This window comes from Bacteroidota bacterium (assembly GCA_013360915.1).
Lineage (GTDB): Bacteria > Bacteroidota > JABWAT01 > JABWAT01 > JABWAT01 > JABWAT01.
Map to the genome: position 1 here is coordinate 76,829 of JABWAT010000004.1, position 16,431 is coordinate 93,259.

General features: G+C 52.4%; 16 protein-coding genes and 4 tRNA genes. 14 read left to right on the plus strand and 6 right to left on the minus strand.

The window, feature by feature from the left end:
* Positions 1-73 precede the first annotated feature (73 nt).
* Both HUU10_07605 and HUU10_07610 read left to right on the plus strand, forming a co-directional pair.
* A complete protein-coding gene (locus tag HUU10_07605; protein ID NUQ81462.1) occupies positions 74-532 on the plus strand; it encodes an Rrf2 family transcriptional regulator in 459 nt (152 codons plus the stop codon).
* Positions 533-634: 102 nt separating this feature from the next.
* A complete protein-coding gene (locus tag HUU10_07610; protein ID NUQ81463.1) occupies positions 635-1,756 on the plus strand; it encodes a hypothetical protein in 1,122 nt (373 codons plus the stop codon).
* Between the two features lie 42 nt (positions 1,757-1,798).
* Here the strand turns inward: HUU10_07610 and HUU10_07615 are convergent.
* From HUU10_07615 to HUU10_07630, 4 genes are all read right to left on the minus strand, one after another.
* Positions 1,799-1,871 (minus strand) — tRNA-Glu (locus tag HUU10_07615).
* 20 nt (positions 1,872-1,891) lie between these two features.
* A tRNA-His gene (locus HUU10_07620) sits at positions 1,892-1,968 on the minus strand.
* A 15-nt stretch (positions 1,969-1,983) separates the two neighbouring features.
* Positions 1,984-2,057: transfer RNA gene (locus HUU10_07625), tRNA-Arg, on the minus strand.
* A 65-nt stretch (positions 2,058-2,122) separates the two neighbouring features.
* Positions 2,123-2,200, minus strand: a tRNA-Pro gene (locus HUU10_07630).
* A gap of 223 nt (positions 2,201-2,423) precedes the next feature.
* Here HUU10_07630 and HUU10_07635 point away from each other — a divergent pair.
* The 6 genes from HUU10_07635 to HUU10_07660 all read left to right on the plus strand — a co-directional run bounded on the left by HUU10_07635 (position 2,424) and on the right by HUU10_07660 (position 6,872).
* Positions 2,424-4,058 (plus strand): diguanylate cyclase, encoded by a 1,635-nt coding sequence (locus tag HUU10_07635; protein NUQ81464.1) that lies wholly within the window; start codon positions 2,424-2,426, stop codon positions 4,056-4,058.
* A 61-nt stretch (positions 4,059-4,119) separates the two neighbouring features.
* Positions 4,120-4,311, plus strand: coding sequence for a hypothetical protein (locus tag HUU10_07640; protein NUQ81465.1), 192 nt, complete (start codon positions 4,120-4,122; stop codon positions 4,309-4,311).
* 15 nt (positions 4,312-4,326) lie between these two features.
* Positions 4,327-4,599, plus strand: coding sequence for a EutN/CcmL family microcompartment protein (locus HUU10_07645; protein NUQ81466.1), 273 nt, complete (start codon positions 4,327-4,329; stop codon positions 4,597-4,599).
* Positions 4,600-4,878 carry a EutN/CcmL family microcompartment protein gene (locus tag HUU10_07650; protein ID NUQ81467.1) on the plus strand — a complete coding sequence of 93 codons (279 nt, stop codon included), beginning with the start codon at positions 4,600-4,602 and terminating at the stop codon, positions 4,876-4,878. It begins immediately after the preceding gene.
* A 6-nt stretch (positions 4,879-4,884) separates the two neighbouring features.
* Entirely contained in the window at positions 4,885-5,748 is an 864-nt protein-coding gene (locus tag HUU10_07655; protein ID NUQ81468.1) for a sigma-70 family RNA polymerase sigma factor, read from the plus strand.
* 179 nt (positions 5,749-5,927) lie between these two features.
* Entirely contained in the window at positions 5,928-6,872 is a 945-nt protein-coding gene (locus HUU10_07660) for a threonine/serine dehydratase (GenBank protein NUQ81469.1), read from the plus strand.
* Here HUU10_07660 and HUU10_07665 read toward each other — a convergent pair whose 3' ends face one another.
* Entirely contained in the window at positions 6,873-7,445 is a 573-nt protein-coding gene (locus tag HUU10_07665; GenBank protein ID NUQ81470.1) for a pyridoxamine 5'-phosphate oxidase family protein, read from the minus strand.
* A gap of 150 nt (positions 7,446-7,595) precedes the next feature.
* On the opposite strand from HUU10_07665, the gene HUU10_07670 reads away from it, so the two are divergent.
* The 6 genes from HUU10_07670 (at position 7,596) to HUU10_07695 (ending at position 15,252) form a co-directional block, all read left to right on the plus strand.
* Positions 7,596-9,677: a S9 family peptidase gene (locus HUU10_07670; protein NUQ81471.1), complete on the plus strand. Its 2,082-nt coding sequence runs from the start codon at positions 7,596-7,598 to the stop codon at positions 9,675-9,677.
* A complete protein-coding gene (locus HUU10_07675; protein ID NUQ81472.1) occupies positions 9,674-10,639 on the plus strand; it encodes a GDP-mannose 4,6-dehydratase in 966 nt (321 codons plus the stop codon). Before HUU10_07670 ends, HUU10_07675 begins: the two co-directional genes overlap by 4 nt.
* Positions 10,640-10,791: 152 nt before the next feature.
* Complete coding sequence (locus HUU10_07680; GenBank protein NUQ81473.1) at positions 10,792-11,328, plus strand: hypothetical protein; 537 nt, start codon at positions 10,792-10,794, stop codon at positions 11,326-11,328.
* 13 nt (positions 11,329-11,341) lie between these two features.
* A complete protein-coding gene (locus tag HUU10_07685; GenBank protein NUQ81474.1) occupies positions 11,342-11,965 on the plus strand; it encodes a hypothetical protein in 624 nt (207 codons plus the stop codon).
* A 45-nt stretch (positions 11,966-12,010) separates the two neighbouring features.
* Complete coding sequence (locus HUU10_07690) at positions 12,011-13,906, plus strand: hypothetical protein (GenBank protein NUQ81475.1); 1,896 nt, start codon at positions 12,011-12,013, stop codon at positions 13,904-13,906.
* 20 nt (positions 13,907-13,926) lie between these two features.
* Positions 13,927-15,252, plus strand: a complete 1,326-nt coding sequence (locus HUU10_07695; GenBank protein ID NUQ81476.1) for a sigma-54-dependent Fis family transcriptional regulator — start codon at positions 13,927-13,929, stop codon at positions 15,250-15,252.
* Here the strand turns inward: HUU10_07695 and HUU10_07700 are convergent.
* Positions 15,242-16,426 carry a membrane dipeptidase gene (locus tag HUU10_07700; GenBank protein NUQ81477.1) on the minus strand — a complete coding sequence of 395 codons (1,185 nt, stop codon included), beginning with the start codon at positions 16,424-16,426 and terminating at the stop codon, positions 15,242-15,244. The genes HUU10_07695 and HUU10_07700 overlap by 11 nt on opposite strands.
* Between the last annotated feature and the right edge of the window lie 5 nt (positions 16,427-16,431).

Below are 16,431 nucleotides of genomic sequence, written 5' to 3' on the forward strand. Positions count from 1 at the left end.
AATGATGTTTTAATCTGACACCCTTTCAGATACCATTTTAAATCGGGAAATTAGCTTCCTATCATTTTTGCCTATGTTCTATTCCAAAAAGACTGAATATCTCATCAGGGCCCTGCTGGTAATCGGTGATCCCTGGCCCGCCCCCACCTTTGTATCGGTGGAAACCATCCTGAAGCAAACCAAACTTCCCCGGGCCCTGACCCTCAAATTGCTGAATCAGTGCGTCAAACAGGGACTGCTCGAATCCATTATCGGGAAATCGGGTGGTTACCGTTTTCTTCGGAAACCCGATGAAATCACCCTGCTTGAAATCAAACTCCAGTTCGATCCGGCCAACCATTGGGATGGATGCGCGCTTGGACTTGCCTTCTGCTCAGAGGCCAATCCCTGTGCCCTTCATAATCAGTGGAAAGCGCTTCGTGAACCGCTGATCCGGTTTATTTCGGAAACCACCTTTGATCGTCTGATTGCCGAGTACCGCAAAAACCGCAGCCTGATCCCATCCCTCGTCCGGCTTCTTCCTCCGGGTTGACTTTTCCCGGCCCGGTTTCCCGATCTTTGCAGACCATCCGGCCAATTGTGTGTGTAATGGCAGGCCTTACTGGCTGCAAGATTTAAAGACAGGATTTCCTCTATGCGTTTACGATCCATTCCGGTGATCCGGATTGCTTTGTTCATTTGTATCAGTTCCGCCAGCGGGTTGCTTGCACAGCCAGTTGCGACCCCACCGCCAGCCACCCCCCTTTCCGGGCTGGATATCAGCATGCAATGGTTTCTGGGATATGTGGCCGGGACCGACAAACAGTCGGCAAAAGATGAGTTCCTGCTGAAACGTGGTTACGTGGATATCCGGAAAAAAATAGACGACACCTTTTCCGGTAAAATCACCACCGATATCACAGTGGATAAGGAAGGTGACGGTAAAGGCGATGTGGAAGTCAGGTTAAAGTATCTGTACCTGAAAATGAATCTGGAATCGATGGCGCTTTTTCACAAACCCTACCTGGAGTTTGGAATGGTTCACACTCCCTGGATCGACTTTGAACAATCGATCAACAGGTACCGGGTTCAGGGCACCATGTTTATGGAACGGGCAAATGTGGTGGGATCGGCCGATTACGGCATTGTACTGATGTCAATGCTCGGGGGCGAAATGGATGAAGAGTATCAAAGGACGGTTCAGTCTTCCAACGCAGGCCGGTGGGGAAGTTTTTCGGTCGGCATCTTTAACGGAGGCGGCTATCATGCTCTGGAAGAAAACGCCAACAAGACCGTTCAGGGCCGTTTAAGTCTCCGTCCGGTTCCTGATTATGTACCCGGATTTCAGGTGTCGGTTCATGGGGCGAGCGGCAGGGGGAATACCGAGTCAGCGCCGGACTGGCATTATCTGAGTGGGTTTCTTTCCTGGGAGTCGGCCTGGTTAACGCTGACGGCTGAACAGTTCTCGGGGAAAGGAACCTATGGCGGCGAGGTTGTGGAAACCGGACGTCCGAAAGATGCAGTTCCCATGATTGGTTATTCTGTTTTTGGCGATGTGAAACTGTGGGAAACCGGATTGAGTGTTTTCGGTCGTCATGATCATGTGGAAAAGTCGGGAACCCTGGTTAACGAAGAAAGCAACCGGATGATTACCGGCCTGGCCTGGACTTTTAAAAAGGGAAGTAAAATGATTCTGGATGTGGACCTGCTGAATCATTCGAAAGGTGCTGCCAAGGAATCCCGGCTGGCCGAACTGGTCATTGAACTGAGGTATTGAGGGATAAAACAAAAACGGCCAGTTTTCACCAGCCGTTTTTTGTAGCCTGTACGGGATTCGAACCCGTGTTACCGCCGTGAAAGGGCGATGACCTAAACCCCTAGTCGAACAGGCCGTTATGTCAAATCCAATCAGTGGGGTGAGCAATGGGAATTGAACCCACAACCTCCAGAGCCACAATCTGGCGCTCTAACCAATTGAGCTATGCCCACCGTGGTGTGTGCTCGCATGCCCGACAGGAGTCGAACCTGTAACCCTCAGCTTAGAAGGCTGATGCTCTATCCGGTTGAGCTACGGGCACAAAGGACTGCAAAGATAGATAACAAAAATTTCCGACGCAATACCCCTGGCCACGTGTGGACCGAGTGGTCGGGGTGCCGAGATTCGAACTCGGGACCTCCTGCTCCCAAGGCAGGCGCGCTAACCAGGCTGCGCTACACCCCGTTTTTAAAGGGAGCACAAAGATACGGGAATGATTTTTTTATGTCAATAGAATTTTTCAGTTCCGGAAATGATTCTTAAGTGGTTGTCATTCAATGAGTTAGGTGGTTTTTCGGGGTGTTTCATGCTCTCTTTGGCGATTGGTTTGCTTTGACTTTATGCCAAATCCCTTCTAATTTAGCAGGTTACGATGGAAAATTGTTTCCACTGAAAACGGGTTTACCAGATGTCCTTTTTCAAAAAGCTTCAGAATCCGGGCTCAGACCGGATGCCGGATCAGGAGCAGCCCCATGCGGGGAGCTTTGCGGAAGGGGTGAGTCAACCCAGGCCTTACCGGCCGGGTGAAGGTCCGGGCGCGGCTATAAAGCCGCCGGTGTTTAAGACCGGAAGAGAGTCGGGTTCCGACATCAACAAGGCCCTTGAGCAGGTGCTTTGGATTGTGAAGGAATCCCTTGATGTTCATTCGGTTTTTCTGTTCTGGGTGAACCGCAACCGGAAACAGTTTGTCCTGGAGTCGTCCATTACCGATTCGGGTGTTTTTTCGGCCGAGGAACGCCTTCCTTTTATAGAAGGTCAGTTTCTTCAGATGGTGGCAGACGGCCGGAAACCGGTGATCCGGTTCCGGTTAACGGCAGAAGAAGCCGCCCGGTGTGCAGGGTATTATTCCTTTCCCGAAAAGATTCAGTCTTTTGCAGGGGTGCCGGTCTTTTTCGGCGAGGAAGTCTGTGCGGTGTTCGGGGCAGACAGCCTGCGGGCCGACTGTTTTGGCGGCGAAGAATTGTCGGTCTTTAACCGGCTGGCCGATCTGGTGTCGCATCTGGTCTATATCTATTCCGGTAAAGATGATCTGGAATTTACCGGAAAGGCAGCACGGCAGACCAGTCTATATATGATAGAACTGGGTCGTGAGCGTGAAGTTTCCGGCATTATCCGCCAATTGGCGGAACTCATTGGTGAACTCATGGAGTTCTCCTATGCGGCCGTGGTCTGTTTTGATGAGGAAGGCCGTTTATCGGTTCAGAAATCGATCAGTCGCGGTGATCAGCCCTGGATTGAAGAGGGCAGTGACATTGCACTTGATCACAGCATCATTGGTGGCGTCATGCGATCGCTGCGCCCGGTGGTTCTGAAAAGCACCGAAGCCAGCCTGGATGGCCGGTACCGGTTTCATCCCGGCGAGGCCATTGCAATGAACAACAGCCTGCTGGCTGTCCCGGTTTTTTCGAACCAGAAATGCTATGGAGCTCTGTTACTGGAACATGAAGTGAGAGGGTGGTTCACCCATGCTCATGTTCAGGCACTTGAACAGACCGGTTATATGACGGGTCTGGCCATTGAAAATCTGTTACTGACCGCTCAGGTGAATCACCAGCGGATTTATGATGAAACAACCGGCTTGTACGGATTGGGATTTTTCACCGAACAGGTATCGGTCGAACTGGTACGGGCAGCCCGGGTCGGATATGACTGCTGTCTGGTCCTTTTTGAAATCGACCGGTTTGAAGAACTGGAATCGGAACACGGACCACTTATCGGAGAGGAAGCGCTCCGCTTGCTGGCGCGGATTCTGAATCTGAATCTGCGCAATTTCGACTGGCTTGGCCGTGTGGGCCCTGCCACCTTCGGGGCGCTGATGGTTCATACTGAAGCCAATTCGGCTCACCTGATTTCCGGAAAAATCAGGGAAAGTCTGGCCAGTACACCGGTTCGTCTGGACCGTACCGAGCTGGCTCTGACCGTCAGTGTGGGAATTTCGCGTTTTAAACGGGAAAAACCATCACTGGAAGCGATGATGACCGGCGCGCGCGCGGCCCTGGACCGGGCCCGTGAACAAGGCGGAAACAATATTAAAACCACCTGATCGGGGAAACCGGTCGGGATTGAAAAACTAAACTGAACGAAAATCCGGAAGGAATACAACCATGGCAAAGAACCAGTTTGCAGATAAGACCGCAAAGGCAGCTTCCAAAAAGAAAATCTGCCCGGTATGCAACTCAGAAATCACCCCGATCAAATTGATCAATGCATATAAAGATGATCGCAGCGGCGGTGTGAAATTCGGAGAGCGTTTCCACAAAGTCTGCAAGTGTAACGAAAAAGAAGTTTTCGCCTGATCGCGGCCGACCGGCATGATCATCGGTAAGGTTGTCGGAACCGTTTGGGCGACCCGGAAAGATCCCGGGCTGACCGGTATGAAACTGCTGGTAATACGGCAGGCCGATCTGCATTACCAACTGCAGGATAAGTTTGTTATAGCGGTCGACAGTGTCGGGGCCGGAGTGGGTGAAATGGTACTGGTCGCTTCGGGTTCTTCGGCGCGCCAGACTGACATCACCCGCAATAAACCGGTGGATGCGGTGGTCATGGCCATAATCGACAAACTGGATGCGGAGTGGACCTGAGTGTTTTACGCTGAGGTGATCGGATCCATCTGGGCAACCCGAAAGGATTCCCATCTGACCGGCAGCAAGATGCGGCTGATTCAACCCCTGACGTTTTCAGGTCAGAAGGACGGACAGCCGGTGATTGCAGTCGATACCATTGGTGCCAGCATCGGCGAACGTGTTCTGGTGGTGACCAGCAGTGAAGCGGTGATCCCCATGAAAGTGGACATGGCACCCGTCGATGCCTCCATCGTCGGAATCGTTACACGTGTGGATATGAGTGAAAGAGTGGATTAAGGGACTATGCGTCAGTTAAAAATCAGTAAACAGATTACCAACCGCGAAAGCGCCTCTCTCGACCGTTACCTTCAGGAAATCGGTCGGGTCGAGCTGCTGACCCCAGATGAAGAAATTGATCTGGCGGTCCGGATTAAAAACGGCGACCAGATCGCGCTTGAAAAACTGACCAAGGCCAATCTGCGTTTCGTGGTATCGGTTGCAAAGCAGTATCAGAATCAGGGTCTTTCTCTGGGTGACCTGATCAATGAAGGAAACCTGGGTCTGATTAAAGCCGCCAAGCGGTTCGATGAGACCCGCGGATTCAAATTTATTTCCTATGCAGTCTGGTGGATCCGTCAGTCCATTCTTCAGGCTCTTGCCGAGCAGTCCCGGATTGTCCGGCTGCCGCTGAACCGGGTAGGCGCTCTCAATAAAATCGGAAAGGCCTTCTCGAACCTCGAGCAGGAATTCGAACGGGAACCCAACGCCGAGGAGATTGCTGAACAGCTCGACATGACCCAGTCGGATGTGGCCGAGACCCTGAAAATTGCAGGAAGACACCTGTCGGTTGATGCACCTTTTGCACAGGGTGAAGACAACCGTCTGCTCGATGTTCTTGCCAATGACCACCAGCCGGCTCCCGATTCATCACTCGAAGTGGAATCCCTGAAAATCGAAATTGAACGGGCTCTCGGAAGCCTGAGTGAACGGGAAGCTGAAGTGATCCGTCTGTATTTCGGATTAAACCGTGAACATTCTCTGACACTTGAGGAAATCGGTGAACGGTTCAGCCTCACCAGGGAACGCGTCCGCCAGATCAAGGAAAAAGCCATCCGCCGGCTTCGCCATGCATCACGAAGCAAAGCGCTGAAATCCTATCTTGGGTAATCTGTTCTTCCAACGGGGCTGACCGATACCGGAAAGCCCCGGTTTTTTCCTTCCTGTCAATCCTCTCCTTCGGGATCCTTTTCAGCTCCACTGACTGATCAGCGGGTTATCTTTCCTGCGCCTTGCATGGCTTCCCTCCGATTGCCCATCCAGATTCTGGCCAGTAATATTGTATGATCATGACCCATGACCTTGTGCGGCAGGCCGCAGAACGATTAAAGCCATTCCTCGATCCAACGCCGGTCCTCCGGTCGGATTCCCTGACCAGACGGCTGGGTTCTCCGGTATTTATTAAATGTGAATTGTTTCAGCCATCCGGATCCTTTAAGATCAGGGGGGCCTTGAATGCCGTTTTATCGCTTTCTCCGGAGGAAGCCAGCCGTGGAGTGATCACCCATTCATCAGGCAATCATGGTACTGCCCTGGCGGTGGCTGCGGCCAGCCGTGGATTACCGTGCACCGTGGTAATGCCGCAAGCTTCACCTCAACGGAAAATCAATGCCGTCCGTGAAGCTGGCGCCCGTGTGGTTTTCAGCGGTCCGTCTGTGGCTGAACGGGAAGAAATCTGCCATGGTGAAATGGAGTCGACCGGGGCGGTCTTTATTCATCCCTCAAACGATCCAGGGGTCATTGCCGGGCAGGGGACTGCGGTTCTGGAATTGCTGACCAGTCAACCCTCCATCCGTACAGTACTGGTTCCTGTGGGAGGAGGAGGATTACTGGCGGGAACGATTCTGGGAATTCAGGCTTCCGGGTCGGAAACGGTGGTGGTGGCTGCCGAACCGGCACGCGCCGCCGATGCCTACCAGTCCCTGAAAACCGGACAGTTGGTTCCGGTCCAGGCACCCGATACCATTGCCGATGGGTTGCGGTCCCAGTTGGGGGATGTGAATTTTCCCATCATCCGTCAGGGAGTCGGACGGATAGTTCTGATTGAGGAAGACGAGATCAGGCAGGCATTGTCCTTTTGTGTGAATGAACTCCGTTTACTGGCCGAGCCATCCTCGGTGGTGCCACTGGCGGCTCTGCTAACCGGAAAAGTGGAAAGGGAGGAGGGCCCAGTGGGAATTATTCTCACTGGTGGCAATCATGCTCTGAAAGATCTTTTGGCCCTGATTTCCTGATCAGGGAACGACCCAGGTCCCCTGAAACCGGGAATCGGACCAGAGCCACTGTGCACGGAGGTGGCCATCCACTGACAGTTTCAGCCAATCAATTTCGGTGATAAGCACATCGATAATTCCGAGATTTTCCATGGCCTCGGGTATGACTTCCTGATAGGCATCCTGATAATGGGTGACGGGTGTTCCCGGTGAAAGCCGGGTACGGTAATTCAGTTTACTTTCCGGCTTCAGTTGTTCCCAGATTGTACGGATGGATTTGGTGGGAACTCTGAGGGAGGCAGTGCCCTGTACACGAACCTGAATGCCTTCCTGCATGTCCCAGAATACCAGACCCACATCGGGGAATTTCCTGATCTGATTCACCTTGACCGACCGGATGTCGGTATAAATTCCAAGCTGACGGCTGGCTTGTGACGATTCCCTCAGGACAACGGTGCGACCAACCGGTTGCCTGCCGTTAAAGGTGGTCAGAACCGGGAAATGGAAGGGATGCCGGGAAAAACTTGACCCGAATTCCAACGCCTCCCACACCTTCTGTAACCAGTGATTTAATTCTGCATCCGACGAGACCATGTGTTCCTTCCGACTGGTGAAAAAAAGATAAGGAAGGGTATTGGTTTGTTCAATGCAGTATATTTGCCTGTGAATTAAAATACGGTTACAGTTTACGGGGAACTTATGTCAACCTTCGCACGCTTAGGACTGTTCGTCAGCGCACTGATTATGAGTAGTTGTTCACAGACACCCACCTATCCGGAGGCTCAGCGCGGAGCTGTGCAGGATACCTTTTTCGGAACCATCGTCGCCGATCCCTACCGGTGGATGGAAAATCCGGCCGATTCATCCACCATGGCCTGGGTCGATGCCCAGAACGTCCTCACCCGATCCGTTCTGGATGGCAGCGGAAAGCGTGAGTCCATTCATTCCCGCCTGACCGGATTATGGAATTACCCGAAATTTTCTGCCCCATCCAAAAAGGGAAGCCGGTATTTCTTTTTCAAAAATGACGGACTTCAGAATCAGTCGGTTCTGTACTGGCAGAACGGACCCGGTGGTGAGCCTCAGGTTCTGCTCGATCCGAATAAACTGAGTGAAGATGGAACGGTTTCGCTTTCCCTTACCTCATTGTCTGAAGGCGGCGCCTATCTGGCTTATGGATTATCATCGGGTGGAAGTGACCGTCAGGAAGTGAAGATCCGGCGGGTAGCCACCGGAGAAGATCTTGAGGATGTGATTAAATGGTGTAAGTTCACCTCCATTGCCTGGCTTCCCGATAATTCCGGATTTTTTTATAACCGGTATCCCGAACCCGGCACAGTTGCCAAAGAAGATGAAAACATGTACAGCCGGGTGTATTTCCATAAACTCGGAACACCCCAGTCTGAAGATCAGCTGGTCTTTGAACAACCCGAGTTTAAAACCCGCGGGTTCAGTCCCATCATCACCGAAGATGGAAATTATCTGATTCTGTACGTCTGGGAAGGAACCGATCCCCGCAACCGTCTGTACATCCGCGACCTCAGAAACAACAAACCGTTTATTAAACTGCTCGATAAAAAAGATGCCAGCTATTCCCCGGTTCACAGTTCGGGCACTCTTTTATATGTGATGACCAATCTGGATGCACCCCGGTACCGGCTGGTCGCCATTGATCTGACCAAACCCGATCCGTCCCAGTGGAAAACGATAATCCCCGAACAAACCGAGGTGCTCGATAACATCACTGTGGTGAATAACCAGTTTATCGCCACTTACATGAAGGATGCCCGTCATCAGATCCGGGTTTTCTCAACCGAGGGAACCGGTATCGGTGAGATCGGACTTCCGGTTCCCGGAACCATCAGCCTGAGTGCCTCTCGATCAACCGATCGGGAAATGTTTATTACCCTGACGTCATTCACGTATCCATCCACCATCTTCCGGTACGATTTTATCGCCGGAGCCATGACCGTGTTCCGTCAGCCGGATATCCGGTTCGACCTGGCGGCTTATGAAACCAAACAGGTGTTTTACCCATCGAAGGATGGCACTAAAATCCCCATGTTCATCGTTTACAAAAAGGGACTCGATCTGAATGGTCAGAATCCGGTGCTGCTGTACGGCTATGGCGGATTTAACGTCAGCCTGACTCCCTCCTTTTCCATCGGACGGCTGGTCTGGCTTGAAGCCGGGGGTGTGTATGCGCTGGCCAATCTTCGTGGCGGTGGTGAGTATGGCGAAGATTGGCATCAGGCGGGCATGCTCGGGAAAAAACAGAATGTTTTTGATGACCTTCATGCCGCTGCAGAGTATCTGATTGCAGAGAAATATACCTCACCTTCCCTTCTGGCAATCAACGGAGGAAGCAATGGCGGCCTGCTGGTTGCAGCAGCCATGACCCAGCGCCCGGATCTGTATGGGGCGGTGGTTTGCCAGGTGCCGGTGATTGACATGTTGCGCTACCATCGCTTGTCGGTGGGTCATTACTGGATTCCGGAATATGGCAATGCAGAAAATTCCAAAGAGGAGTTTGATTTCATGATGGCGTACTCGCCATTGCACAACATCAGACCCGATGTGAACTATCCAGCAACCCTGATAACCACTGCCGATACCGATGACCGGGTGGTTCCGGCCCATGCAAAAAAATTTGCAGCAACCCTGCAGCACACCTACAAAGGAAAAAATCCGATCCTCATCCGGGTGGAAACCCGGGCAGGACATGGCGCCGGGAAACCCACTTCGAAGGTGATCGATGAAACGGCTGATATTTACACGTTCCTGTTTGACCGGTTTGGCATGACTTCCCCGGCGGTGGCTGAATGAGCACCATTCTGGTTACCGGCTGTGCCGGTTTTATTGGTTCTCACCTGACCGAAAAGTTGCTGGCAGATGGTCATGATGTGGTTGGGGTTGATAATTTCGATCCGTTCTACCCCCGCACCATCAAAGAACGAAACATGGCGGGATTCCACCAGAATCCGCGCTTTCAGTTTTTCGAAATCAATCTGGCCGATCCCGGTATGGTGAACCGGTTACCGGTTGATGAAGTGGATGTGGTGGTGCATCTGGCCGGGAAGGCGGGTGTTCGACCATCGATTCAGGATCCGCTTGGCTATATCGATGCCAATATAACAGCAACCCAGAATCTGCTGAACCGGATGCGTGATGGCAAACGGAATAAACTGGTTTTTGCTTCCTCTTCTTCAGTTTATGGAAACACACCAGAGACACCATACCATGAAGACATGGATGTGAGCAATCCGATTTCGCCATATGCTTTTACAAAAAAGGCGTGCGAATTGCTTAATTATACCTACCATCATCTGTATGGGATCGATATGATCAACCTGCGGTTCTTTACCGTCTACGGTCCCCGTCAGCGCCCCGATCTGGCCATTCACAAATTCACCCACCTGATCCGGACGGGTCGGCCCATTCCGGTTTTTGGCGATGGCAGCACGGCAAGGGATTACACCTTTGTGGCCGACACGGTGGATGGCATTTCCCGCGCCATCCGCTACGTAACCGATCACCAGTCGGTGTATGAAATCATCAATCTGGGAAATCATACCCCTGTTTCGCTTTCTGACCTGATACACCACCTGGCCCTGGCAACCGGGACCACGCCCGTCCTCGACCGGAAACCCATGCAACCCGGCGATGTGAACATCACCTTTGCTGATATTTCCCGTGCCAAATCCCTGTTGGGATATGACCCGAAAACCCAGCTTCAGGCCGGATTGAAGGTATTTGTTAACTGGTACGATTCGGTTTACGGCATGTAAAGCTTCACGTCCCGGTGTAAAGCGCGGCTTTACAGGCTTGTAAACCACGAACAGGCCGACCCTTCGTTTTTCCTGCTTCTGGTCCATTTCTGCCGTTTGGCACACCGTTTTCATTACAGTTGATCGTCTGTCAATAAACAAAGGAGACGATCATGAAAACGTTACTCAGCCTATCGCTGATTCTTGCAACATCCACCCTGTTTGCACAGGAACCCACCCCATCTGAAACCCTTCTGCTCAAAAAATCCCGCTGGGTCTGGGGTGCTGGTCTTGCTGTGTCTTCACTGCCGGTTGCCGATGCCGATTTTAAAATGGTGCTGAGTGATCTGCACTATGAGTATGTGTTTACCGAAATGAAACCGATCCTCGGAATGAAACCCGGATTGAACGTCGGGGTGATTGGTCTGAACGGGTTTATTCCCCTGCCCATGATGGAACTGACCGGTACCATCAATTATGGTGAGGGACTTGCCGGCCGTTTCGGGGTTGGCGGATTTTACGATGTGCTCATTGCCGGTCACTCGGGTTTGACGCTGAAGGCGGGTGTGTTATTTGATGATAAATATGAATTTGCGGTGATGAGTGTACCGGTTGGCGGTCAGCCGGTGAAACCGTATTCCGAGTTTATAGAAAATGGACCGGATATTGTTAAACTGCCATACTTCGCTCTGATGATCACGTTCCGCTGAGTGAGAACCAGAAATGATGAAAGGCCAATTTATGAACATCCGTAATGAATTTTCCATTTCGCCTTCTGGTCTGCTGGCACTGGTATTATTGATCTTGTCCTTCTTCCACCTGATTGCCTGTGCTCCCATGAGTGAAACCCGTCAGGACCTGACTGCCGGTTTAAATGGTGGTTTTGAAGTGTTTCAGGATGGTTTGCCGGTAAACTGGCAGGTGTATTCTCCCAAAACGGTTCCCGATGCAGAGTTTTCACTGCGACCCGATACCATCGAAAAAAGGGAAGGCCGTCAGTCAATCCGGTTCGATGTCGATCACTGCCGGTCGCTGGGTGGCCGGTTGTCACCTGGTCTTGCAACAGAGCTTCCTGTGACCCCGGGTGAAATGATTACCGTTTCTTTCTGGATGAAGCAAACCGGCGTGGTATCGATCAGGTCGGGCGCCGTATCTGCACACGAAGGACGCGTGACAGAAAAAATCCGGCAGAAAGGGAGCAGCAATCAGTGGGCCCGATACACCGTAACCGATTCCATTCCGGAGCCATTTACGACTTATCGGTTTGAACTGTCTGTTCTGGAGCCGGGAACAGTATATTTCGATGATTTCCGGATGGAACAACCCCAGCCGTCATTGAGCAAATAAACTGGTTGGCAATCTGATAAAGAACCGTTTACTTTCACAACCCGTATGAACGAAACACTTCAGCCACTTATTGAACAAACCAGTCCGGTCTGGTCGGTGGCAGCCATCGCCATAAATGGCTATCTGGCCGTTCTGATCCTGCTCATGAGTCCGGGGAAGGATTTGAACCGCCGGTTTGCCTTTCTTTCGGCCATTCTGGCTATCTGGAATCTGGGTTTACTCGGCGATACCCTGGGTTGGCATCCGGCCTTCCGGATTGTCATGTTTCAAAGCATCCCATGGATTGGTACCGCATCCTGGCTGTTTACGGTCCGGGTGATTCAATCACCGAAGCCACTCTGGATTACCGGACTGTTTGCGGGTTTATCGGCCGGATTGACGGTCTATGCTCTTTTACCCGGGATGGTGGATCCAGGTTCTCCGCAGTTTGGTGGTTTCACCCTGGTTCTCATGGGATGCCTGTACCTGATGATCGGTTCATCGTTGTGGGTTTTTATCAGAGAATACCGGTTGCTGACCGATTCTCGGGACCGCCAGATGTACCGCTGGTTAATGGTGGCTGGTCTGATTGGTCTGGTCGGTGGTTCTTCCGATCTGATTGTTCCGGGTCCCGCTTGGTGGGAAGCCGGGAATCTGGCGGTGGTTCTGACCTCGCTTATAATTGTCTGGGCCATGTTCCGCTTTCGCCTGTTCAGCACCCGGGGAAAAACTCCGGTCCGGAGGGTGATGCTGCTCTGGGTTGTTTTTCATCTGTTGCTGATGACCGGACTGGCCCTGATTCCCGAGCCTGAGGGCTGGTGGTGGTTTGTACTTGTTCCCGTTATCTGGATGAACACAGCGATCACCCGGCAGGTGTATGCCATGGAAATTCATGATGAAATCACCAGGTGGTTGTTCAAGGAAGCCTGGCGGCAGCAGTTGGCCATGAATGCACTGGACCGCCAACTGATCACGGTTCCTGCGTTCGAGCCGGTTATGTCCCTGTATCGCGAACTGGTTTCCAAACATGCCGGATTATCGGTTCTGGTGATTGGCTACCGGAATCAGGCAGGTGAATTCCGGTATCTGCCTGTATCTGGTTCTTCCCTGCAATGGAATCACCTGGTCTGGTCTGCCGGCACACCGCCGGTCTTTCCTGCAGATCTGACCGGTTCGGTTCCGGTCTGGTGGGTGCAGGTGGTGGAATATGAGACTGATACGTGGTATGTGGTGGTGGAAAAACCAATGCAGCGACGGTCCAGACTGCCGGTGAATGAAACAGTGCTTCAGCAGGCTACCGCCCGTCTGATTCCCTGGATTCAGCAATTGGATCTGTTGGAAAAGGCCGCCCGGCAGCAACGGTTGGCAAAACTGGGCGAGCTGGCCCTCACCCTGGCCCATGAAATCCGGAATCCGCTTTCAAGTATTCATCTGGCTGTCACCACTCTCAATATGGATAACCAGGAACGTTACCTTCCGATTATCCGCGAGGAAACCGACCGGCTGAACCGCCTGGTCGAATCTCTGATGCAATTCGGACGGCCGGTCCGGGCTGATCTGCATCCGGTTGCTTTGCGTGACCTGCTGACAAAGCTTGAACCGTTGTATCCGCAACTGGAAATCTCGGTTCCCTCCGATCTGATCATCCGGGCGGATGGATCCCTGCTTCTCCAATCCCTGCAGAACCTGCTGAACAATGCACTGGAAGCCGGTGGTCCCGGTGTCCGGATGGAAATCCATTCGGAAGGAGAGAACCTGATCGTCTCTGATTCCGGTCCCGGGATTCCACCCGGTCAGCGGGCCAGGTTGTTCGAACCCTTTGTCACGTCCAAATCAACCGGCACGGGCCTCGGACTGGCCCAATGCCGTCGGTATCTGGAAGCCATGGGAATGACCATCCGGTTGGATGACGGTCATGTTACAAAATGGATTATTTCGCTTTCTGAAAGGGCGCGCCTGTGAAAACAGAAAACCAGACACGTATGCGTCTGTTGTTGGCTGATGATGAGAAAAATCTGCGGTTGCTTTTATCTGATCTGCTGACCAAGGCCGGCTATCAGGTCGATACAGCCGAAAACGGAGATGAGGCTCTGCGAAAACTCGCTTCCAATCCGTATGATCTGCTCCTGACCGATCTGAAAATGCCGTATGTTTCCGGCATGGAAATTATCAGAGAACTCAGCACCCGTAAAGATGCTCCGGTCATGATCATGATGACGGCTTTTTCCACCGTGGAAGTCGCAGTGGAAGCCATGAAGCTCGGGGCCTTCGATTTTATCGTGAAACCCGTTGATCCCAATCAGTTGCTTCAGATTCTTGAAAAAGCATCGGCCGTTTCCAGTCAGCAGGCACCGGCCCGTCCTGTCCGGACCGGTACGGGCAAAAAGGTGGCTGGCCAGCTGGTGGGTGATTCACCTGCCATGACCACACTAAAGGACCTGATTGCCAGAGTCGCCCCCGTTGATGTTTCGGTTCTGATACAGGGTGAAAGCGGGACAGGAAAAGAATTGGTAGCCCGGGCCATTCATGCAGCCAGTGGTCGTGCCAGTGGTCCGTTTGTAGCCGTGAACTGCGCCGCTTTAAATGAGAATTTGATTGAAAGCGAGTTTTTCGGTCATGAAAAAGGGGCCTTTACCGGTGCGGCTGACCGCAGGATCGGCCGGTTTGAACTGGCCGATGGCGGCACCATCTTTCTCGATGAAATCGGGGACCTCCCCTTTTCGCTTCAGGCTAAATTACTGCGTGTTTTACAGGAGCGTCAGATTGAGCGGGTCGGCGGGGTTCAAACCATTCCGATCAATGTTCGGGTCATTGCTGCCACTTGCCAGGATCTCAAGAAAAAGCTTGTGGAAGGGACCTTCAGAGAAGATTTGTTCTTCCGCCTGGCAGTGTTCCCGCTGGTAACCCCGCCCCTCAGAAACCGGCCGGAGGATATTCCCGTTCTCACAGGCGTTCTGCTTGGCAAACTGGCCGGACAGTTGGGTGTGAAAGTCCCGCAGCCGGGGAAGAATTTTCTGGACAGTTTAGCCGGGTATCACTGGCCCGGAAATGTGAGGGAACTTGAAAATCAGCTGATGCGGTTGCTGATACTGCAGGCCGATAAACCGGAATGGAATGAGGCGGTTCAGATGGAAGGTGTGACCCAGAAATCCACCCCGGTAGTTTCGGAAGATGAACTGCTGGTCACCACACTTCGCAGGACCAATTGCAACATCAGTCAGACTGCCGAGAAATTGGGTGTCAGCCGTGTGACCATCTATGCCCGGATCAAGGCGTTACAGCTGAATCTTGCCGAACTCAGGGGGTAACCACCGAAAGGGCTGTTTCCCACACCCGAAGAAAGTTCTCTCCGAGAATTTTCCGGATGTCTGTTTCTGAATACCCGCGCCGCATGAGTTCGGCTACCAGATTGGGGTAAGTCGCAGCCGTTTCCAGGCCGGCCGGAAGGGTTGGTCCCACACCGTCATAGTCAGATCCCAGGCCAACGTGATCGATTCCAGCCAGCCTGACCGCATGATCAATGTGGTCGGCCACATCTGAAATGGTGGCTCTCGGGTATGGATTTTCCTTTTCCCATCGTGTCCGTTCTGCTTTCACGGCCGGATCATCGCGTTTGGTGATCGCATTTTCTTTTATAAAACGGTCGAGGTGTTCCCTGCGGCGGTCTCCGTAGGAATTTCCGGCCCTGGTCAGAAAATACGTTCCGAAATTGATCATGATAATGCCATCCTTCCGGGCCAGCGCCTTGAGCATGTCATCACTCACATTGCGTTCAAAACCCGGAGTGAAATGACGGCAGGATGAATGTGAAATGACAGGTGGGGCCTTTGTTTCCCGAAGGGCCTGATAAAAGGTGGAATCGGTGACATGAGCCAGATCGACGAGAATTCCCAACCGGTTCATTTCCGAAATAACCGTCCGTCCGAATTCCGTCAGGTCCCGGCCTGTCGGGGAAGTGTCGTATGATGAACCACCGATCTGGTTATGGGTTGCATGAGTCAGGGTAATGTACCGGACTCCCTTTTTATAGAAATACTCCACGTTTTCAGGATTTCCTTCAATCGGAGAGCCATTCTCCATACCAAGCGGAAGTGATATCAGTCCGTTGGCTGTGTTTGAACGGATATCGGCCGGAGATAAGGCTTTCGCAACCACCCCCGGGTTCCGGGTGATGACACTATCCACCAGACGGATCAGCAAATTGGCATGTTGGAAACTGGCTCCAGGGGTTTTCTGAAGTCCGGATGGCGTGTAAATCGACATGAATGGTGCATCCAGCCCCCCTTTCCGGGCAAGCGGAATGGAAAAATCGGAACAATTCCGACCGGTGATCATATCGGTTTCACGGTTGGATTCAATCAGACTTGGTGTGTCGATATGCCCGTCCACAATGATGGCTGATTGGCAGAGTGCGGTGGCTGCCGCCAGGTGAGTGGTATCGGGTTGAAAGCTGAATGATGAAAGCAGGAAAAGAAGAAACATGGGAA